Consider the following 22,309-nt stretch of genomic DNA (forward strand, 5'->3'; position numbering starts at 1 on the left):
TATTCATTTCAGGAAGATGACTGAACAGTTAGTATTACTTTCCCTGTACTTTTTCTACTTTCGACCCATTCATGTGCTTTCCCTGCATCTTGGAGTGGAAAAGATTTCGTAGCCGTTATTTGCAAACGCCCGTCACGCAAATAACGGAATACTTCATTTGCAGTTGCTTGGAGTAGTTCAGGACGTTTTTTTCGTGTAGTTCCAAAGCTAAAACCGAGTATAGAACGGCAACTTGCATGTAAATCTTTCGTTTGGAAATTGCCAATTTCACCACTAGCATTACCGAAATGAACGAGGCGACCGTAATAAGCAAGACATTTTAAACTTCTTTCCGAAACAGTTCCAGAAATAGAATCTAAAATTACATCAACCCCTTCACCGTTTGTCAGCTCATTGACTTTCTCTGCAAAATCTTCATTCTGATGACAAATTATATAATCAGCTCCAGCATATAAAGGAATTTCTTTTTTTGCTTCACTTCCGACAGTACCGATAACTGTTCCAGCCCCTAATAGTTTTGCAAGTTGAATAGCTGTAGTACCGATTCCACCAGCAGCCGCATGAATGAGTACTGATTCGCCTTGTTGAAGCCTTGCAACATTTGCGAGTAAATTATAACTTGTAAAAGATACAATCGGACAAGCAGCTGCAGTTTGAAAGTCGACTTCATCAGGTAATACGAAAGTAAGATTTTCATTTGAAACAACGTATTCTGCATAAGATCCATTTTGAGGAAAAGCAATGACACGTTGTCCAGGGTTTATATTTTTCACATGAGAGCCGACACGTTCTACTATACCAGCGACATCTATCCCTGGAATAAAAGGTAGTGCTTTATTTCCTTTTTTGCCATAACGTGATTTAATGTCAGCGAAATTTACACTTGTAGCAACAACGCGAATTAAAACTTGATTTTCTGAAATAACCGGCATATCCACATCTGTATATTTCATCACTTCAGGACCACCGAACGATGTTACAATGATAGCTTTCATTATTTATCCCCCTAAATTTGACTATATAAATCATTTTAAATCTTTATCAGAAATTGGAAAATTATATAATAGTTATGCAAGGTTATAAGTGAAGCTTATGAACGTATTGAATCATTATATTAATTTATATAAAAACTTTTGAAAAAATCGAACGAAATATGGATTACTTGCCAATATAAAGTGTAAGACAAAGGAGGGATGGTACATGAAGGATGAAACAGTGTATACAGATTTGATCCAATTAACTTTATCAGGCAATAAAGAAGCGTATAGCGAATTGTATGATGTAACGATTCACGAAGTATATAAGACAGCACATTTTTTAATAGATGATAAAGCGGATGTAGATGATGTCGTTCAAGAAATATACATACAACTATATGAATCGCTTCGTAAGTATGATAGCGAGAAGCCATTTCGTCCTTGGCTAATTGGACTTGCGATTAAACAAATTCACTCTTATAGAAGAAAGAGGTGGATGCGACTACGAATTATAAAAAAAGCAGAAGAGCAGAGAAAACCGGTACAAATTGATTTTTCTAACGATGTTGTAAGTAAAATATCAAATCAAAAGCTAATCGAACTTATTCATAAATTACCGTATAAATTGAAACAAGTTATTATTTTAAGATACTTGCACGACTACTCACAAGAAGAAGTAGCACAAATATTACATATTCCAATTGGTACTGTGAAATCTAGAATTCATTCGGCCTTAAAGAAACTACGTCAAAAAGAGCAAGTAGAAGAAATCTTTTTAGGAGAGGTAGGGAATGTGAAATGAGTTTAGATTGTAAGGTTCGAGAATCTATACAAGAAGAAGCGAAGGGGATTGTTGCACCGCCGGAGTTAAAAGAAAAAGTAATCGTTCAAATAAAAATGAATCGTGGTGGAAGTAAGGTGAAAAAACGCCTTATCGCAGGAGTTCTTGCAGCGGCCTTTTTAATCCCGACAACTGGTTTTGCGTATCAATCTATTATGGCAGATGGTATATACGGGTCTTTTGAAAACTTAAAAAAACATGCTGGAACGATGACATTAGAGGCGTACATGCGTTTTAGTGCAAAGCTATCAGAAGCGAAAGATGAAATGGGGACAAAAGAATATGAAGTGTTTACAAAAGAACTAAAGAAATTAACAAATGCAAAGCTTGCGTACGGAGATGCGAACGGTAATATTGATTATGATGCATTATCACCAGAAAAAAGAGAAGAAATGAAAACGGTAAGTATGGGCCTTCAACCATACTTTGATAAATTAAATGGTCATAAATCTAGTAAAGAAGTATTAACGCAAGAAGAGTTTGATCGCTATATGGAAGCTTTAATGACACATGAAATAGTACGAGTGAAAACAAAATCAACTGGTGCAATAAAAGTAGAAGAAGTACCTGAGGCATATAAAGAAAGATTTATGAAAGCGGAGCAGTTTATGGAGTATGTAGATGAAAAGGTGAGATAAGTAAAAAAGCTCAGAGTCTAAGCTCCGAGCTTTTCTTATTGAAACGTAAATATATTAACCACCTATGCCTTTTGCTAGCAATAGGAAGTATACAACTACTAATATTAAGCCATTTAATGCAGTACCAACTATTCTGAATAACCAATTTTTTGATGCGATTGCAAAAATAATACCTAGTAATGAAAGTATACCTAGAATCGTAATAATTAAGGTTAAATTTGTATGAGGTCCTCTTAGAATAAAGAAAGAACATATACTTGCGAGAAACATTAGACACGAGAATCCAAAAAGTCTATACATAATAATTCTCCCTTGATTGAAATGTAATTTGACTTAGTACGTGATTTTCTTTAGTTTAACATAAATTTCCTAGTACAAATTGACTATATACACTATAAAAAACGAGTATAAAATATACGTGATTTCATACTCGTTTTAATATTACTTAAATTTCCTTACTGCATGAATAGCTACTCTTACAAGCAATATCGCGCTTATAAATAAACCACAGTAACCAACGACACTTAAAAATTGATCATTTGGTTCTTTCGCATTGTTTGCTAAATGCAATACGCCTACTGAAATCCCACCAAATGCAGTTCCAATAAATGCAATGAGGAATTGTGAGATGAATGTAGTAATAAATGATGCATTTGTTTCGTCAGAGAAAAAGCCGACCTTTACGGATAGTTCTCCGTTTTCTAGTTTTGAACTTAAATCATCTAGTTTTCTAGGAATGCGTCGCATGGCAGGTAACATAGAAAGTAATTCGTTTGTTGCAGCTTCTTTTAGATTTGAATAATTGTTAATTGGCATGAAACTAGCTGCATGATCTCTCGCAAAGCGCTTTGCTTCATCCATTAAATTGAATTCAGGATTTAGTTGTACCATCGTTCCTTCTAGCGTAATGAGAGAGCGGAAAGCACCTGCAACCATTGGATAAAATGCTAATTCAAATTCAGCGATTATTTGAAATAACCCTTGCATGAATTCTTCAGAACTATTTGTAGAAACGTACGTACTTTGGATTAATAATTGACTGATAGATTGTTCTAATCCTTCTTTATCAACATTTGGTTTCTTTTCAACTAATTGAAGCAGTCCATCAAGCAAGACATATGAATTTTTGCGCTCAAAGCCGATAAGCAGTCTCTTGAATGCATCTTGTTGTAGTGTTCCTAAACGTCCGACAGAACCAAAATCAAGTAATGCAGGAGTGCCATCACGAAGAATATACACATTACCTGGATGAGGGTCTGCATGGAAAATACCTTTAAAGAAAATCTGTTCTAAAATACAATCAAAGAGTTGTCGTTGTACTTTTTTCGTATCAATTTGTAATTCATTTAATAATGCTGACCCACTTTTAACACTTACTCCATCTAAAAATTCAAGCACAAGTATTTTTGAATTACTGTATTCTTGATATACTTTCGGTATTTTTACTGTCGTTTCACTATTTTTTAGTGAATCTGACACTTGTTCGAAGTTACGAGCCTCAATTTTGAAATCAATTTCTTCTTTCATTGCGATAGAGAAGCCATGTGCTAAATCAAGAAATCCGATATTTTTAGCCCAAGTTGATTTGTTGGAAATCCATAGAGCGAAGTGAATTAAAATATCTAAGTCACGTTTAATTGTCTCAGAAATATTAGGACGTAGTAGTTTAACGACGACATCCTGGTCGTTATCTTTCAACTTCGCTTTATGTACTTGGCCAATAGAGGCAGCAGCTAACGGTTCCATTTCAAAGGAGCTGAAAATTTCATCTTTTGGTATATGTAGTTCCTTTTGCAATATTTCTTCAACTTGTTGTTGTGATAAACGTGTTACATTTTCTTGAAGGTTGGATAACTCGTAAATAAAAACTGGAGGTAGTAAATCAGATCGAGTTGATAAAACTTGTCCGAATTTAATAAATATACCACCGCATTCTTCCAGTGTATTTCGAAGGGAAGTGGCGAGCTTACGATCTACTTCTGGTGAGCGCTTTAAAGCTAAATATTTTCCCATTCCGTGTTTTATTGCAATAGAAGAGACGCGCATATATCTTTTTTGTCTACCAATCTTAGCGAAGAATTTTGAAATAGGATTTCTGCTTTCTATTAATACGTCATCCATTTCGCCACGCTTAATAGGATCAAATAATTCAAAAACTAGGTAACAAAGCATCGATACAATTAATGAGCTTCCTAGCCAAAAATATCTATCAACACCGACAATCGATTCATCTTGATAGCGTAAATATAAAAACCAATACATAGCTGACGTAAGTGAAACACCTAAAGTGGCCGCACTTGCTTGTTTGAAAAAATTTAATTTTGTACCAATTAGTCGACCACTAATAAAAGACATAATGACTGCTAGTAGAAAAAATTGAAAAAACATTGTATCATTCCTCTGAATTTTATTCGATTACTGTATTATACTGGAATACAATTATTCTAACAACAAGCCAAGGAAATATAATCCTTGACTGGCAAGATTTAATGAAGTATTCAATTATATTTTTTCATATGTGCAGTATCTTTTTGTATAAAACAATCTAAAAGGGAATAGCCAGCTATTAAACTAATTATCGTAACAAAAGTTGTATTGATAAGAATAATATTAGTTATATAAGGTAGGTATGCACCAACTGGTGAAAAGAGTAGAGCTGGAGAAAAGGAAATGAATAGTGTAGGCACAGTAATGGCGATAAATTTATCCGGTTGAAAGCGCCAGTTTTGTTTACTTGTTTCACGATTAATGGATTGAAGGAATCGTAATAAAATGCCGACTATAAGAGGGAAGAGTGTAAAGTAGAATAATCTTGGATAAACGTTAAAGTTTACTTGTGCGTCTGTATCTAAATAAAATTGAATTTTCACTCCGACAAATAATAATAAGACGATAAATAATGTAAAGCAGAGGTATAGCATCACTTTTTGCATTATATTCCACCATCCTTTACTCAAAATATATTCAAAAAAAGAAGAGATATACAATAACTACTGCTGTATATCTCTTCTTTTACGGTTATTTAATAGTGGCGTTTGCTTTTTCTTGCTTCGTGAAATAATCTATAATGCCCATCGCACTAATTTCTATATCTAGATGTAAAATGTTATAAACGGAATGATCTGATGGAACGTTTAACTTTGTAAGGTGAGAAGAGACCTTATCCATTAATACAGTTTGCAAAGCTTTAGTAGCCTCATCGAAATCATTATATTTTTCAAAGACCTCTTTACCAGTATGAACGAAAATAGGTAACCAATGTTCTAGTTGCTTATATACTTCTGTAACATTGGATGATGCGCCGTAATGGCCGAAATAAATAGTATTTACATTCATACTTTGAATATGATTTTTAGAAGCAATCATCGCATCTGGTTGGAATTGTGAAGGGGACGTTGATGGTAGATATAGTTCTACACCAACGTCTGCAAGTTCTCTATAATAAATTCCAATTGTATCGCCAGTAAAAATGCCGTTTGTTAATGAATCGTGAATGCTAATATGGTGCTTTGCATGTCCCGGTGTATCATAAAATGTAAGGATGCGGTCTTCTGCAATTTGTAACGTATCACCATGTTGTACAATATGAACACGTTCTTCTTCAATTGGAAGAATTGGATCAAAAAGTTTATCGAAATCTTCTTTGTACACAGCTTTTGCACCTAAAATGAGTTTTGTTGGATCAATCATATGACGAGCACCGCGAGAATGCACATATAAAGTAGCATTTGGGCACTTTTCCATCATTAAACCAGCAGCACCGGCGTGATCTAAATGAACATGTGTAACGATAATGTTTTTAACTTCGTTTAAATCAATATGTAATTGTTGTAAGCCGTCTAAAATATACGGAAGAGAAGGGGCTGCACAAGTTTCAATTAAAGTAATATCATCACCTAATAAAACGTACGTACCAGTTCGTTCATTATGTTGTAAATCAAAATCATCAATCAGATATAGGTGAGAAGATAATTGTTCTACTTTTTTCATCTTTACCACTCCTTATATACGGTATGTAACTATTATACGCTAAAAATACAAAAAGGCAGAAAACGAAAGTTTCGTCTTCTGCCTTTTTGTAATGTTCTTATTGTCTTTGTTGTTTATTAATAGACATAACGAATAGTCCAACAATGCCGCCAACTAATGGAAGCATAATCTCTCCCGCTAAATTAAAGTAGGAGCTTAAGAATAAACCATTTACATCGATTACCCAGCCAATCACATACAATAACATCATATATAGTACGAAATAAAACTCGCGATTTGAAATCGTTTCATGTTGTGCAGTTTTCATATTGAACACCATCCTTTTCTATAATAATAGAATATAAACTGTCACATTTTGTTCACAATTTAATTGTAAAACTTTCCATCATAAAAGTCTAGTAATTTGTGTCGAATTTTCGAACAAAAATAAAGCGTTTACAATCGTGGGAAGAAAATACGTAATAAGAGCTGTATATTCACGAATGTAGTATAGTATAAACATAGAATGATAGTGAAGAGAGGGGCAAGGATAATGACAGTTTATGATTTTTCAGCTAAAACGATAACAGGGGAAGAAAAATCGTTAAAAGATTACGAAGGAAAAGCGCTTCTTATTGTAAATGTAGCTAGTAAATGCGGGTTTACACCACAGTATAAAGGATTACAAGAAGTATATGATAAATATAAAGAACAAGGGCTAGAAATACTCGGTTTCCCTTGTAACCAATTCGGAGGACAAGAACCAGGTACAGAAGCAGATATTACTAGTTTTTGTGAGTTAAACTATGGTGTGAATTTCCCGATGTTTGCAAAAATTGATGTGAAAGGTGATAAAGCTCATCCGCTGTATACATACATGACAGAACAAGCACCAGGTTTACTCGGTATGAAAGCAGTAAAATGGAACTTTACAAAATTTCTAATTGGAAAAGACGGAAAAGTAGTAGGGCGTTTTGCGCCGCAAACGAAGCCGGTTGATTTAGAGGTTGAGATTGAGAAGGTACTTGGGGAATAACTAGGAGTTTCACTTAATTAAAAAATGCCTCAAAGAACTACTTTGTTCTTTGAGGCGTTTTCTTTACATTCACATTACCAAGATTAAATGGCTGAATGGAAGTCATTTGATTTAGGCGGAGAAGTTGCTTTTTTCATAAGTACTTCCCATAAGTGTACGGATTTTTTCCATTCTGCTGCGGCTTGTCCTTTTTGATATATAGCACTCTCATAATTGAAAGTAAGTTGTTGCATATCCGTCGAGTTGTAAAGTGTATCAACATGGAGAGCATATTCTCGGAATGTTTGACTCTCGTCTCGTCGTATACCAATTCGTGCAAATTGTTTTAGGAGAGAATCGTAAGCTTTTGTATAAACAGCATCATCTTTTCGATATTTATAGAAAAGAATGATAAAAAATGTAATCCATTTCATTCTAGTAGCGAAGAGAGTGTAGCCGATGATACTAATTGGTATCGTAGAAAGGAATACGTACCACCAAGAAAATTTATTTTTAACATTTGTAATTTTTTTAGTAGGAGTTTCTTCAGTATCTTCTATTAAACTTTTAAGCTTTGCTTCATTGTTTCTTTCGTGCATTTGCGCGTTTTGAGAATTAGTTTCTTCGCTATTTTGTAGAGTAGGAGCAGGAGTATTATTTATAAAATTATAGGGATTCGTAAATCCTTTTGTCGGTTCGAATGGAATCCATCCGTATTCTGGGAAATATACTTCGACCCAAGAGTGTGCGTTATCGTTCGCGACTTTATAAACATCCTCACCTTCAGCACCCACCAGCGTATTGTCAAGAGTTCCTTCTGTATAACCTTTTACCCAGCGAGCTGGAATCCCGGCAGAACGAAGTAACACGATCATAGATGTCGAAAAATTATTACAGTAGCCACTTTTTGTATCGAAAAGAAATTGATCTACATAATCTTGGTTTTTGGCAGGGAATGAGACATTCGTTGTTTCATATACAAAAGAATGGTCGGTGAAATAGTTTTCAATAGCTAATACTTTATCGTATCGGGTGTCTTTATCCTTTGTTAGACTACTAGCTAAGTCTTTTACTCGCTGCGGTAATGCTTCTGGAAGTTGCGTGTACTTTGTTATGAAATAAGGATTTGTTTCCTGACCTTCATTCGTTTTTACAGCTTTTAAGTTTTCTATGGAAAACTCCGGGACCTCATACGTTACTTTATATGAATGTAAAGTAGTGGAAGAGTTTCCGTCCATCGTATAGATTTTTTCAGAAAATGGGTCAACGCTGTATGATATATCAGAAGAAGCCTCAACTGATATTAACCCTGCTGGATAGGTAAGGTGAGGATAACTTTTTTGCATGGTGATTGTTGCCTTAGTTGTCTCCGTTTTTGTATTTTGTTCGTACCAACTCAACACGTCATTTTTATTTTTAAAAGAAATCTTCTTTTGATTTTCAGAAACTTCCCATCCTTTTCCGGTATAAAAATCTTTCGTTTCTACTCTCCAATATTGTTTGTTTTGCGTTGCGGCTGTAAAAACAATTGTAGGATCTGCTTTAAAAGGACCACCTAATCGTGAGTCATCTAAACCATACCCAATTTTAGAAACTTCTTGCTGTTTACTTGCTTCGGATGTGTTGAATTTTAAAAAATCCATTGGGTTGGGCCATTGAGGACCAAATTTTGGAGCGAAGTATGCGATGGTTGCTGACAATACAATAAATATTGTAAGAGGTCTAAGTAATTTTGAGATTTCTCTAGCATAATTTTGTAAGTGTTCACTCTCTTTTATTCGTTCTATGCGAAGAAGACTAAGTATAAAAAAGCCGATGACAACAGTACGAATAATAGCGTAGTTTGCATTGTATACATGTAAGTTATGAAAAACGGTGATATAAATAATAGTCAATATAAGAAATAACAACCCACGTTTTTTATGAATCATCCAAAAAGAGATGAAAGCACTCAAAAACCAAAATGATAAAAAAAATAAAAGTGTTGGAAAAACTGGAGAAATATCTAGCAAATTCCCTTGAAATAACAGAGAGGAATTTTGAGAAATATCATTAAAAAATTTTGTTAACCAAGATGGATTTATAAAAGCATTTTTATAGTATAAGAAATGAATGGTGAATAAAATCGTGAAGACTTTTATTGGAATCTGCCACTTTGTTTGAAAAAAAGAGAGAGTGAAGCAAATCCCTATAAATATTACAAAAATATCTAATCTACCTACGTTTGTAATACCGATGAGGGGCCTTAGCCATTCTAGTAAAAGTAGAAATGCGCATGCATGCATGAAAAATCTAGTCATATCCCATTGTTTTTTTGTCTGTAATGTTATCATTTGCTCACCTCAAAAAACACGTTTGTATACTGGTTTCCATAAACCACATTTACAAATATTTTTCGTTTTTGTAGAGTTTCTAGAATACTAAGTTCTCGATGCGATAGTTGATTTGCTTTTTCTTTTACGACAAACACCATTAATTTTCTATTTTTTATAGCAGCATAGTCAGCTGCCTTTTGAATATCGGGAGAAAGATCACTTGTCACGAGTATAATCGTTACGGGCTCATAAACTTTTCTTAATTCCATTTCTACACTTCGGGAGAGCGGGAATACACTGTCCGCTTGTACTTTCGCTAAATGACAAAAGATTTGATGTAACTGACTATCTCCATTGTCTAAAGGGAAAAAGGTTCGTTCTTTTCCGACAGATACGAATGACGCCGGTGAATTTTGCTTCAAAACAGATCTGACAATAGAGGCAGTAAATGTGACGACTGATTCGAATAGAGGGGATGGGGTTCTGTCCATGAATATCATAATATTATGGCTGCGCTGTTGTTCAAACTCTTTTGTCATAATGTTGTTTGTTCGTGCAGTTGCTTTCCAATCAATCCATGAAAAGCGGTCACCAGGTTTATAGTCTCTCACACCGACAGAAATGGTAGAGTCTTTTACTAAATTTATATTTGCTGAAAGTGCTCCTTGTTCGAAATGATTTTCCATTTGTCGATATGTTATATCTACATACTGAGGGTAGACTAAAAATGTATCTGGAACTGAAAAAATTACTTCTTTCTCCATCATACCGAATAAATCGCCAGTTTTGACACGTACGCTTGAAAAAGTATGCTCTCCTCTAGGGATTGTGTCGATTGCATATTGAAACGAAATATTTCGCTTCAATCCTGGAAAAAGTATTACTTTATTCATCTTCGTTTGTTTACACTTTGTAAATTGTGATGGTAATTCATCTTCTATAATTAAGTAAAGTAATGGAAAAGGAAATCTTCTTTTTATTGTAATGGTGCTTAAAAAAGGTTCTCCTGCTGCATATTCGTCTTGATTTGTTATTCGTATTACTTCAGCGTTCCGCAAAGCATAGAAGGGGAGTAATAGTGAATAAAGGCCAATAGGAATTGTACTGTAAAACAAAAACCAACTTACAAATCCTCCTTGAAGCATAGCGTATAAAAATGTTAAGACTAGGCATAACGGAATGAATGATAACTTAGTAAAATGATAGAGTACTCGTAGAATCCTTTTCATCAAAGGTTCATCTTCCTTTGGGTAGGCACGGTAGTTCGTGCAACGATTTTTGCGATAACTTGTTCTCCTGTTATTCCTTCAAATTTTGCTTCCATTTTTAAAATGAGTCTGTGAGCCAACACGTAAGGAGCTAAAAATTTAACATCGTCTGGAATAACATAATTTCTGCCATGAATAAATGCATAAGCTTGTGAAGCTTTCATTAAAGCAATCGAGCCACGCGGACTTGCACCTAGTTGTATAGAACTATAAGACCGAGTTTGACTAACAAGCTTTACAATGTAATGCTTAATCGCTTTGTCCACGCTTATTTCCCGTACGCTTTGCTGTAAATAAAGTAATTCTTCTATTGTAGTAATAGCTTGTAAATGGGAGAGGGGGGGTGTTTTTTCCATCCGGTTTAAAATTTCAAATTCTTCTTCTTGTGTAGGATATCCCATTTTTAGTTTCAACAAGAAACGATCGAGCTGTGCTTCTGGTAAAGGATATGTTCCCTCATATTCAACAGGATTTTGTGTAGCCATTACAAAGAATGGCTTGGGTAACGGTCTTGTCATACCATCAATTGTAATATTGCCTTCTTCCATACTTTCAAGTAAGGCGGATTGTGTTTTGGGAGATGTACGATTAATTTCATCAGCAAGTATAAAATTCCCCATGATTGGTCCAGGCTTGAACTCAAATTGGAGCTCTTTCGGATTGTAAATAGAAACACCTGTTACATCTGATGGAAGTAAATCAGGTGTAAATTGAATACGTTTGTAATCAGCATCAATAGATTTAGAAAGAGCACGTACTAACATCGTTTTCCCAACGCCAGGAACATCTTCTAATAGTACATGACCTTCAGCTAAGAGAGCTGTTAAAGCTAATAGTGTTTCTTTTCGCTTTCCGACCATTAACTTTTCAATATTGTTAATTATTTTTTCTATAATGGGATGTAATGAATCAAGCTGGTGCATCGTAATCCTCCTAATGTGTTATTATCGTTTTCTAATCTATTTAGTGAAAAATAGAATGTATTCTTCTACTTGCGAGTAGTAAAGCTCTTACCTTAAATTCTGAGAATATTCAGATTATTTATTGTGAGTACATCTAGTATAATTGTTTCCGTAACTAAGGGCAATATGGTAAATAATGATTTGTAGTTTTATGTAAAATATGTCTGGATATAAAATAGTTTTTTAAAGAAAAAAACTATTTTATACAATTTCTCATCTTTTCCTTATGTCATTTTTGAAATAATATCAAAACTCTTTTTAATAGATTTATAAAGCAAAACGCAGGAATTTCTCCTACGTTTTTTCTTTTTTTAAATAGTCGATACCTCAAAATACCATTCTCCTAATAATCACGATTAACCATAAAACTTCACAACGGAAAAAAGATTTTCTCACAAACTTATTTTCTACTAAATTTTTGACAATCTCTTGAACTGTGCGAAATGTCACACCTGTATTTTACAACCTCTTTTATAGTAAGGGTATGTAAGAGAGACGTATTAAAGGAGTGAACAGTATGAAGAAGAAACCTTCAGCACTAATGAGATGTTTAAAATATTTTTCACCAATAGATCGTTATAACGATAATCATACACAAGAAACATATGAAGATCGCGAATGGGAAAATGTGTACAGAAAGCGTTGGCAACATGATAAAGTAATTCGTTCTACACATGGCGTGAACTGTACTGGTTCATGTAGTCGGAACATTTATGTGAAAGATGGAATTGTAACTTGGGAAGGGCAGGAGCTTAACTATCCGACTACAGGTCCTGATATGCCTAATTTTGAACCGCGAGGATGTCCACGTGGAGCAAGTTTTTCTTGGTATATTTATAGTCCACTTCGTGTGAAATATCCGTATGTACGTGGTGTTTTTTGGAATATGTGGCAAGAAGAATTACAAAATAACGAGTCACCACTAGAAGCTTGAAAAAGCATTGTGGAAAACCCTGAAAAGGCACGTACGTATAAGCAGGCGCGTGGTAAAGGGGGATTCATTCGTGCGAATTGGGATGAAGTATTACAACTCGTTTCAGCATCATTACTGTACACAGTAATGAAATACGGTCCAGACCGAAATGTCGGTTTCTCACCAATTCCAGCTATGTCGATGTTAAGTCATGCTGCAGGTAGTCGCTTTATGCAACTTATGGGTGGACCGATGCTTAGCTTCTATGATTGGTACGCAGATTTGCCACCAGCTTCTCCACAAATTTGGGGCGATCAAACAGATGTACCAGAAAGTAGTGACTGGTATAACTCTGGTTACATTATGACATGGGGCTTAAATGTACCAATGACAAGAACATCAGATGCAAACTTTTTAGCAGAGGTTCGATATAAAGGAACGAAAGTTGTTTCTGTCAGTCCTGACTTCGCTGAATCTACAAAGTTTGCGGATGATTGGATTAGTGTGAAACAAGGTACAGACGATGCACTTGCGATGGCAATGGGGCACGTAATCTTACAAGAATTTTACGTAGATAATCAAGTGGAATACTTCACAAAGTATGCGAAGCAATATACTGATTTTCCTTTCTTCGTCACATTGAAACAAAAAGGAGGTCAATTCGTTGCTGATCGTTTCTTAAATGCTTCTGATATTGGACGCGAAACGAAGTTAGGAGAATGGAAACCTGTACTTTGGAACGAGAATACGAATGATTTTACAACACCTCATGGCACAATGGGGTCATGTTGGGATAACGAAAAGAAGTGGAACTTACGTTTAGAAGATGAAGAAACAGGTGAAAAGATTGATCCACGTCTTTCTTTACTTGGAATGGAAGATGCAGTTGGTACGGTACAAATTCCATACTTCTCTGATGATGGAAACAAAGTATTAGAACGTACCATTCCAGTGAAAAAAATTACGACAGAAGAAGGCGAAGTGTTCGTTACAACTGTATACGACTTAACGTTAGCAAATTACGGTGTGAACCGAGGACTCGGCGGACAAGAACCGAAAGACTTCAATGATGAGATGCCGTTTACACCTGCATGGCAAGAGAAAATGACAGGGGTAAAACGTGAGCTTATTATTCAAATCGCTCGTGAGTTCGCGCAAAATGCTGTTGATATGAACGGTCGCTCAATGAGTATTGTCGGAGCTGGTATTAACCATTGGTTTAACAATGAAAGTTTTAATTCATATTTTGATATTTGACCCAGAATGAGGCCGTATAGTAAAGTGGTTATTACGTTTAGTGGAATACAAAGTGCTATTCAAGCTACTCAAAAGGCATTGCAGTGACGACTATGTCATATAGAAAGCATTTTTCAACGTACTGTATTTAATTTATAAATAATGTGTCAGGAGTGAAGTTAAGTATTCAAATAAGAGCGCAAGTAAATAGCGCCCTTATTTGAAATGATTTGTATCTATTTGATTCATTTATTTAAAAAATGTTCAATAACAATTGAAGTTGTACCTAACGCTGGAGCATTTTTTCCTAAAGAAGAAGGCAACAACTCATAGGTGCCTTCTATTTGAGAATAAACTCTAGAAGAGACTGCATTTTTGATTGCGTTTAAAACAATAGGGTTAGATTCTATTATGTGATTTCTTAGAATAACGGCTTCGGCATCAAAAGTATTTAAAATATTTGTCAGACCAATACCTATGTAGAAACCAAAATTTTGCAAAGCATTTAAGACTTCTACGTCATTTTTATGTGCAAGCTCAATAATTTCGTGGCATGAAATTGCCTTTCCATCTTTAAAAAATGAATTTAATAATGCTTTTTCTGAAGCATATAGTTCCCAGCATCCGCGATTTCCACAGCTACATTTTGGACCGTTAAAATCTATGGCCATATGTCCCATTTCTCCTGAGAATCCATTAATCCCTTTATATAATTCATTATTAATAATAATTCCGATACCTATTCCAACATTAATACTTACATAAATGATATTGGAAAAGTTCTTAGTATTCCCAAACACTTTTTCTCCATAAGCGCCAGCATTTGCTTCATTTTCAATGAAAACGGGCACATTGAATTCTGTTTCAATTACAGCTTTTAAATCTTTTATTTCCCATTTAGAGTTAGGCATAAAAATGATTTTTTGTTGTTTGTCTACAAGGCCTGGTACACATATACCTATTCCTATTAGCCCGTAAGGAGATTCAGGCATATGGCTTACAAAATATTTGATGATTGTAAATAGAATTTCTTTTACTTCATCTGAAGAGGGAATAGGTAGATTATAGGATTTTTCAAGAACTATGTTGCCTTCTAAATCTGTTAAAATCCCATTGATATAATCAACACCTACATCTATTCCTATAGAATATCCTGCGTTTTTGTTAAATACAAGCATCACAGGTCTTCTTCCACCCCTAGATTGTCCTTCTCCTATTTCAAAAATAAACTTATTTTCAAGTAGTGTATTTACTTGGGAAGAAATAGTGGATTTATTGAGGCCTGTTATTTCAGATAGTTTTGCTCTAGAAATGGGTGAATTTTTTAAGATTTCATTCAATATTAGCTTTTGGTTTATTTTTTTAACTAAAGTTTGGTCTGCAATATGTATGATAATCTCTCCTTTTGTTTATTCAGTAAACTAAGATTGTCTTTTTTATTAAATTGGAAACTCTGAATATGTTATATATCATTGTATATTATAACTAATCATTCTAAAAAAATCATTGAAATAACTAATCGTTTTATATATTATATAAGAAAGTTAGTTTATTGGCGCAACAAACTAAGATTAACTTGAAATGTAATTTAATAATTTATTTTAGCTAAATTAAAGGGGGACGCAACAAATGGCTCAATCTAGTACAAATAAAGTTAGTTATTTTGAAAGCGTAAACAAAGTTTTATACGAAGGTAAAGGTTCTAAAAACCCTTTAGCTTTTAAATACTATAATCCGGAAGAAATAGTTGGCGATAAAACAATGAAGGAGCAACTTCGTTTCTCTATTGCTTATTGGCACACATTTACAGCGGATGGTACAGATCCATTTGGTGCTGCTACAATGCAAAGAGCATGGGATAAATACGATGGAATGGATTTAGCGAAAGCTAGAGTGGAAGCAGCCTTTCAACTCTTTGAAAAATTAAATGTTCCTTTCTTTGCATTTCATGATCGAGACATTGCACCTGAAGGGAGCACGTTGAGAGAAACAAATAAAAATTTAGATGTAATCGTAACTATGATTAAAGATTATATGAAAACAAGCAATGTAAAATTGTTATGGAATACGGCTAATATGTTTACAAATCCTCGTTTCGTCCATGGTGCAGCTACCTCTTGTAACGCAGATGTATTTGCTTATGCAGCTGCACAAGTGAAAAAGGGACTTGAAACTGCCAAAGAGCTAGGTGCGGAAAATTATGTATTCTGGGGCGGTCGTGAAGGCTATGACACATTACTAAATACAAATCTGAAATTAGAGTTGGATAACCTAGCTAGATTTATGCAAATGTCCGTAGATTATGCAAAAGAAATTGGATATACAGGGCAATTCTTAATTGAACCTAAACCCAAAGAACCAACAACACATCAATATGATACAGATGCTGCTACGACTATTTCATTCTTGAGACAATATGGGCTAGAAAATCATTTTAAATTAAACCTTGAAGCTAATCATGCAACTTTAGCTGGCCATACTTTTGAACATGAATTACGAGTAGCGAGGGTGCAAGGCTTTTTAGGATCAGTCGATGCAAACCAAGGTAACCCTCTTTTAGGATGGGATACAGATGAATTTCCAACGAATCTATATTCTACAACTTTAGCAATGTATGAAATTCTTCAAAATGGCGGACTAGGTAGTGGTGGATTAAACTTTGATGCAAAAGTACGTAGAGCATCCTTTGAAGAAGAAGATTTAGTATATGCTCATATCGCTGGAATGGATGCATTTGCTAGAGGGCTAAAAGTAGCTCATAAATTATTAGAAGATCGTGTATTTGAAAACATTATTGACGAACGTTACCACAGTTTTAGAGACGGTATTGGTCTTGAAATTGTTGAAGGAAGAGCAAATTTCCATACATTAGAGCAGTATGCATTACAAAACTCAATTATTAAGAACCAATCAGGAAAACAAGAACGATTAAAGGCAATCTTAAATCAATATATCTTAGAAGTTTAATTTGCGAAAGAGGGTAAAAAAGTTGGTATCAATCTATGCCCTCTTTTGTACAGGTGGAGGTATGAACATGAAATATGTGATTGGGATTGATCTAGGAACGAGTGCTGTGAAAACACTTTTAGTTAATTCAAAAGGTGTGCTCTGTGCAGAGGTTTCTAAAAGCTATCCACTTATTCATGAAAAGACAGGGTATAGTGAGCAAAATCCAGAGGAGTGGGTTCAGCAGACGACTAGCGCATTACAGGAATTAGTATTCGAATCTCAAATTAGACCAGAAGACATAGAGGGAATTAGTTATTCTGGACAAATGCATGGTCTTGTACTGTTAGATAAAAATAATAACCTTTTACGTAATGCTATTCTGTGGAATGATACGAGAACGACTGAACAATGCGAGCAAATATATGAAATGATCGATGAAAAAAGTCTTTTAGAGATAACTAAAAATCAAGCGTTGGAAGGTTTTACTCTACCTAAGTTATTGTGGGTTAAACAGCACGAACCAGAAATATTTAAAAAAGTAGCTGTATTTATGTTGCCTAAAGACTATTTGCGCTTTAGAATGACTGGTTTCATTCACAGTGAATATTCAGATGCTGCTGGAACTTTGTTGTTAAATATAAGCGAGAAAACATGGAGTAAAGAGCTTTGTGAAATAGTTGGCATTGATATAAACATTTGTCCACCTTTAGTAGAATCAAATGAGTGTGTAGGGACAGTGAATGACGAATTCGCTCAAAAGACTGGTCTATCCTCATTAACTAAAGTGTTTGCAGGTGGAGCTGATAATGCTTGTGGAGCGATTGGATCAGGGATCTTATCATCAGGAAAAACGTTATGCAGTATTGGAACATCTGGTGTCGTACTTTCTTATGAAGAGCGAAATAATAGAGAATTTAATGGGAAAGTTCATTATTTTAATCATGGAAAGGAAAATGCTTTTTATACGATGGGCGTAACATTATCGGCTGGCCATAGTTTAAATTGGTTTAGGGATAATTTTGCTGAAAATGAAACATTTGAAGAGTTACTGAATGATATCACAAATGTTCCAATTGGATCAAACGGACTTTTGTTTACTCCCTACTTGGTAGGGGAACGCACACCGCATGCGGATGCTAATATTCGTGGAAGCTTTATTGGTCTTGATTCTTCACATAAAAAGAGGGATTTTGTACGGGCGATCATCGAGGGAATTACCTTTTCATTAAATGAATCAATTGAAATTTTTCGGGAAAGTGGTAAGAATATTGATGCTATTGTATCAATTGGTGGCGGAGCAAAAAATGATACATGGCTTCAGATTCAAGCAGATATTTTTAATGCGAAAATTATAAAATTATCTACTGAGCAAGGACCAGCATTAGGGGCAGCCATACTAGCTGCTTATGGGGCTGGCTGGTATAAGTCTTTAGATGAATGTGCAAATTTGTTTATCTCTTCTTCAAAAACATATAGTCCTATTTCAGAAAATGTTAGATTATACGCCCGACTGTATTGCTTATATAAAGATATATATGGCCAAACAAAAAAGCTAAATAAAGGATTAAATGAATTTAGAAAAAATTAACTTGTTACAAATTTCAACTCACAGAACTTATGTTTATCCCGCTATAGGCAGGCAGTAAGATCCCAACTCAAGATGTGGTGAAAGTAAAAGAGGTTAGATGGGGGATAAACTGCCCGTAAAGGCTCGATAGGTGAGGAATGGCTAAAATTTCATTTTATGAGGAGATTAAAATGAATGTAAAAGAGGAGATTTTTGGTGAGGTAGATGGTAGAGAAGTAAAATCATTTACCATGATGAATGATCAAGGAATGAAAATCACTTGTATTGATTTAGGATGTACGATTACTAGAATTGATGTACCAGATAAGAAAGGTAATTTAGAAAATATCGTTTTAGGCTTTGATTGTTTAGAAGAATATCTAAAATATTCACCATACTTTGGTGCGGTAATTGGTCGAGTTGCAGGGAGGATATATCCATCAAGTTTCAATCTGGATGATGTAACATACCACCTACCAAATAATGAAGGAGAAACTCATTTACACGGAGGGCCTAACGGTTTTCATCAAGTTATTTGGGAATCTTCTATTAGTCAAAGTCCTAATGAAATAAATATTACATTTACCTATATGAGCCCAGACGGTGAAGGAGGATATCCTGGAAATCTTAAAGTGAGTGTAGTTTATACCCTAACTAATAATAATGAATTAGTCATTACTTATTATGGAATTTCAGATAAGAACACCTTGTTGAATGTGACAAATCATACTTACTTTAATTTAAGTGGGAATCTAAAAAAAGATATCTTGCAGCATGAATTAACTATAAAAAGTGATCAATTCTTAGAACTTAATCGTTCATTACTTCCCACGAGTAAGTTAATTAACGTCGAAAATACACCTTTTGATTTTAGAAGTGGAAAAAGGATCATTTGTGGAGTGAAATCGGAACACCCACAAAATAAAATTGTTGGTAGAGGATATGATCACCCATTTTTATTAGGTGAGAATAAGCAGCAAATTTGTTTGATTGATCATTCTAATGGAAGAAAAATGATCATAAAAACGGATGAACCATGTGTTGTTTTATATACAGGAAATATGTTGGGAGATCACTTTCAAATTAGGGGTGTTCCTTGTCGAAAGTATCTTGGTCTATGCCTTGAAACACAACGTCCACCCAACTCCATTCATAATAGGGAATTTGCTTCTATTTTATTAGAAAAAGATAAAGAGTATCATTCTAAAACCTGTTTTAGTTTTACATTAGCGTAGGAATAGATTAATTAATAAGAGCAATTTTAAAGGTTTATAAGTATGATTTTTCCTACAGTAATATATAAATTTAAAGTAGAGGGGAGTATAAAGGCAGTTAGTAGAATTGCAGGTAAAAGGAAAAAAATTTTATTCTTAATTAAATGAGTTTTTTTGAAAGCGCTACAAAAATGTGTAGTACATGCTTGAGATAATCACCACATACATGGATTATTTCATAAAAAGATTATTGATGAATAGAATTCCTTGCAATCTATTAAATTAACCTGTCTTTAGTTAAATATGAAGCAAAAACGAAACTCACTGTATATTTTTTCTATTACATTAGTAGCTGCAATTGGAGGTTTATTGTTTGGTTATGATACAGCTGTAATATCTGGAGCGGAAGAATCATTGAAAGTTTACTTCATTGACAGCCTTGGATTAGGTTCCTTAGCACATGGAGTTACTGTATCAAGTGCATTAATAGGATGTATTATTGGAGGGGTAATATCCGGCTACTGTGCTTCAAAATTCGGTCGTAAAAGATCACTTATAATTGCAGCAATACTCTTTATCGTATCGGCGCTAGGTGCATCTTATCCTGAATTTTTATTTTTTACAAAGGGTGAACCAACAATCGTTTTGTTACTAGCTTTTAACCTTTATCGAATCATAGGTGGAATTGGCGTTGGATTGGCTTCAGCTATTTGTCCGATATATATAGGGGAAATTGCTCCAGCTGATATTCGTGGTAGGTTAGTGTCATTTAATCAATTTATGATTATTTTTGGTATGTTAGTGGTTTATTTTGTTAACTGGGGTATTGCGAATGGAGAAACACTAGAATGGATAAATGATGTGGGCTGGAGGTACATGTTTGCGTCAGGGGTAATTCCAGCTATAATATTCGCTATACTTTTGTTATTTGTACCTGAAACACCTCGATATCTAGCGATACAGCATCAGGACAAAAAGGCTCTGGCTATACTTACAAAGATTAATGGTCCTTTAGAAGCTAAAGCTATTTTAGATGATATTAAACAAACTATGGCTATAAATGTTTCCTCAGAAAAGTTATTCTCTTATGGAAAATTAGTTATTATTGTCGGAGTGTTACTTTCTGTATTTCAACAGTTTGTAGGCATAAATGTTGCCTTATATTATGCTCCCCGCATTTTTGAAAGTATGGGAGCAGCTAAAGATTCCTCTATGATGCAAACCATTATTATGGGATTAGTAAACGTTATATTTACAGTTATCGCTATTTTAACAGTTGATAGATGGGGAAGAAAACCATTATTAATAGTGGGTTCTATTGGTATGGCAATTGGAATGTTTGGTGTAGCAAGCATGGCTTTTGCTAATATCATTGGAATTGGTACTCTCATATTTATTATTGTCTATACAGCTTCATTTATGATGTCATGGGGGCCGATTTGTTGGGTATTAATTTCAGAAATTTTCCCTAATAAAATCCGTGGGCAAGCTGTAGCCATTGCAGTAGCTGCTCAATGGGCGGCTAACTATTTCATTTCATCTACATACCCAATGATGATGGAATATAGCGGGGGACTAACATATAGTTTTTATGGTTTAATGAGTGTACTTTCTGCCTTATTTGTCTGGAAGTTAGTTCCTGAAACGAAAGGTAAAACTCTTGAACAGATGGAGAATACGTGGAAAAAACAAACTGAATATATAAGTTAATATACAATACAAACTTTAATTATTTATTCCGCTTTAATGGGCTGTCCATAAAAGCCCGATTGGTGAGGGCTGATTAAAGTTTCACTTTATATTAGGTGACAACATGGGTGTTATAACTCTGGGGAAATTTTCAAAACTCCTGTAGAAAAGTACAGGAGTTTTTGTATAGATTGAAAAAAGCATAAATCTGGGGACATTATATATCCCCATAAACTTAAGAGAAGCTGTGGAACTATAAAAATACATTTTTCATTTCAACATATTGATAAAATACGTGTTATTTTTTCAAAGTAACCACTTTTTCAGTGGCATCCTATAAAGCTAATGTTTTTTGGAAAAACTACGAGTGTCTGAAGCTGATGGGATATGGAGGAATAATCGTGTGCGCGAGAATCAATACTACAAACAGAAGCAGAGCAATCTTCACATGCAATTTCACATTTTAAAAATTGCAAATCGTGGATTGTAATCTTTCCTTTATGAAAGTAAAAAAGAAGCTTACTAGAAGCTTCTTTTTTACTACTATTTTTCACATGCAACTCCATCGCCATCACGATCAAGATGTGAGGCATAACCTGGTTGTCCTTTATATAGGGGAGCTTTCCCAGCAGCTCTAACTGCAGCACAATTTTTGTAATATGCACTACTAGTATTTCCTGAAGCAGGTTGTGTTTGAGTTTGCTGTGCTTTTTTCTGTTCCTCTTGTTGTTTACGAGCTTGTTCATCAGCTTGGCG

Annotated in this window: 18 protein-coding genes and 2 pseudogenes; 8 read left to right on the plus strand and 12 right to left on the minus strand. The window is 34.5% G+C overall.

Going from position 1 to position 22,309, the window contains the following annotated elements:
• Positions 1-8: 8 nt before the first annotated feature.
• Positions 9-995: a quinone oxidoreductase family protein gene (locus MR083_RS01230; RefSeq protein WP_000644142.1), complete on the minus strand. Its 987-nt coding sequence runs from the start codon at positions 993-995 to the stop codon at positions 9-11.
• Between the two features lie 205 nt (positions 996-1,200).
• Between MR083_RS01230 and MR083_RS01235 the strand changes: the two genes are divergently transcribed.
• Positions 1,201-1,779, plus strand: a complete 579-nt coding sequence (locus MR083_RS01235) for a sigma-70 family RNA polymerase sigma factor (protein WP_000651117.1) — start codon at positions 1,201-1,203, stop codon at positions 1,777-1,779.
• The gene (locus MR083_RS01240; RefSeq protein ID WP_000050659.1) at positions 1,776-2,456 is read left to right on the plus strand and encodes a DUF3600 domain-containing protein; all 681 of its coding nucleotides are present in this window, start codon (positions 1,776-1,778) and stop codon (positions 2,454-2,456) included. Before MR083_RS01235 ends, MR083_RS01240 begins: the two co-directional genes overlap by 4 nt.
• A 54-nt stretch (positions 2,457-2,510) precedes the next feature.
• Here MR083_RS01240 and MR083_RS01245 read toward each other — a convergent pair whose 3' ends face one another.
• The 5 genes from MR083_RS01245 to MR083_RS01265 form a co-directional block, all read right to left on the minus strand.
• Positions 2,511-2,756: a hypothetical protein gene (locus tag MR083_RS01245; RefSeq protein WP_242268279.1), complete on the minus strand. Its 246-nt coding sequence runs from the start codon at positions 2,754-2,756 to the stop codon at positions 2,511-2,513.
• 141 nt (positions 2,757-2,897) lie between these two features.
• Complete coding sequence (locus MR083_RS01250; RefSeq protein ID WP_000466002.1) at positions 2,898-4,844, minus strand: ABC1 kinase family protein; 1,947 nt, start codon at positions 4,842-4,844, stop codon at positions 2,898-2,900.
• Between the two features lie 110 nt (positions 4,845-4,954).
• Positions 4,955-5,389, minus strand: coding sequence for a hypothetical protein (locus MR083_RS01255; protein ID WP_001174530.1), 435 nt, complete (start codon positions 5,387-5,389; stop codon positions 4,955-4,957).
• Between the two features lie 85 nt (positions 5,390-5,474).
• A complete protein-coding gene (locus MR083_RS01260; protein WP_046646904.1) occupies positions 5,475-6,446 on the minus strand; it encodes an MBL fold metallo-hydrolase in 972 nt (323 codons plus the stop codon).
• Between the two features lie 97 nt (positions 6,447-6,543).
• The gene (locus tag MR083_RS01265) at positions 6,544-6,753 is read right to left on the minus strand and encodes a DUF3925 family protein (protein ID WP_000844978.1); all 210 of its coding nucleotides are present in this window, start codon (positions 6,751-6,753) and stop codon (positions 6,544-6,546) included.
• 225 nt (positions 6,754-6,978) lie between these two features.
• Here MR083_RS01265 and bsaA point away from each other — a divergent pair, with 225 nt between their 5' ends.
• Complete coding sequence (gene bsaA, locus MR083_RS01270; protein WP_000219435.1) at positions 6,979-7,461, plus strand: glutathione peroxidase; 483 nt, start codon at positions 6,979-6,981, stop codon at positions 7,459-7,461.
• A gap of 83 nt (positions 7,462-7,544) precedes the next feature.
• Here bsaA and MR083_RS01275 read toward each other — a convergent pair whose 3' ends face one another.
• Genes MR083_RS01275 through MR083_RS01285 form a run of 3 tightly spaced genes read right to left on the minus strand, consistent with a single transcriptional unit; the run spans position 7,545 to position 11,946 of the window.
• Positions 7,545-9,773, minus strand: coding sequence for a transglutaminase TgpA family protein (locus MR083_RS01275; protein ID WP_242268280.1), 2,229 nt, complete (start codon positions 9,771-9,773; stop codon positions 7,545-7,547).
• Positions 9,770-10,984 carry a DUF58 domain-containing protein gene (locus MR083_RS01280; RefSeq protein WP_242268282.1) on the minus strand — a complete coding sequence of 405 codons (1,215 nt, stop codon included), beginning with the start codon at positions 10,982-10,984 and terminating at the stop codon, positions 9,770-9,772. The genes MR083_RS01275 and MR083_RS01280 overlap by 4 nt, the downstream gene beginning before the upstream one ends.
• Positions 10,984-11,946 (minus strand): AAA family ATPase, encoded by a 963-nt coding sequence (locus MR083_RS01285; RefSeq protein WP_000553998.1) that lies wholly within the window; start codon positions 11,944-11,946, stop codon positions 10,984-10,986. Before MR083_RS01285 ends, MR083_RS01280 begins: the two co-directional genes overlap by 1 nt.
• A gap of 556 nt (positions 11,947-12,502) precedes the next feature.
• On the opposite strand from MR083_RS01285, the pseudogene MR083_RS01290 reads away from it, so the two are divergent.
• Positions 12,503-14,131 (plus strand): annotated as a pseudogene (locus MR083_RS01290) (molybdopterin-dependent oxidoreductase); the annotation flags it as partial.
• 248 nt (positions 14,132-14,379) lie between these two features.
• On the opposite strand, the gene xylR reads toward MR083_RS01290, so the two are convergent.
• Positions 14,380-15,525, minus strand: a complete 1,146-nt coding sequence (gene xylR, locus MR083_RS01295) for a transcriptional repressor XylR (RefSeq protein ID WP_041184662.1) — start codon at positions 15,523-15,525, stop codon at positions 14,380-14,382.
• A gap of 238 nt (positions 15,526-15,763) precedes the next feature.
• On the opposite strand from xylR, the gene xylA reads away from it, so the two are divergent.
• The 4 genes from xylA to xylE all read left to right on the plus strand — a co-directional run bounded on the left by xylA (position 15,764) and on the right by xylE (position 21,574).
• Positions 15,764-17,101 carry a xylose isomerase gene (gene xylA, locus MR083_RS01300; RefSeq protein WP_000079401.1) on the plus strand — a complete coding sequence of 446 codons (1,338 nt, stop codon included), beginning with the start codon at positions 15,764-15,766 and terminating at the stop codon, positions 17,099-17,101.
• A gap of 67 nt (positions 17,102-17,168) precedes the next feature.
• Positions 17,169-18,671 (plus strand): xylulokinase, encoded by a 1,503-nt coding sequence (xylB, locus tag MR083_RS01305; RefSeq protein WP_000878302.1) that lies wholly within the window; start codon positions 17,169-17,171, stop codon positions 18,669-18,671.
• Between the two features lie 170 nt (positions 18,672-18,841).
• Entirely contained in the window at positions 18,842-19,885 is a 1,044-nt protein-coding gene (locus MR083_RS01310; protein ID WP_001101055.1) for an aldose epimerase family protein, read from the plus strand.
• Positions 19,886-20,167: 282 nt separating this feature from the next.
• The gene (xylE, locus tag MR083_RS01315) at positions 20,168-21,574 is read left to right on the plus strand and encodes a D-xylose transporter XylE (protein ID WP_011040269.1); all 1,407 of its coding nucleotides are present in this window, start codon (positions 20,168-20,170) and stop codon (positions 21,572-21,574) included.
• 392 nt (positions 21,575-21,966) lie between these two features.
• Here xylE and MR083_RS01320 read toward each other — a convergent pair.
• Together MR083_RS01320 and MR083_RS01325 are read right to left on the minus strand one after the other, a co-directional pair.
• A pseudogene (locus tag MR083_RS01320) lies at positions 21,967-22,056 on the minus strand (Crp/Fnr family transcriptional regulator); the annotation flags it as partial.
• Between the two features lie 40 nt (positions 22,057-22,096).
• Positions 22,097-22,309 (minus strand): excalibur calcium-binding domain-containing protein (locus MR083_RS01325; protein ID WP_242268281.1); only part of this gene is annotated, 213 nt, incomplete at its 5' end.

This window comes from Bacillus cereus group sp. BfR-BA-01408 (assembly GCF_022663305.1).
GTDB lineage: Bacteria > Bacillota > Bacilli > Bacillales > Bacillaceae_G > Bacillus_A > Bacillus_A pacificus.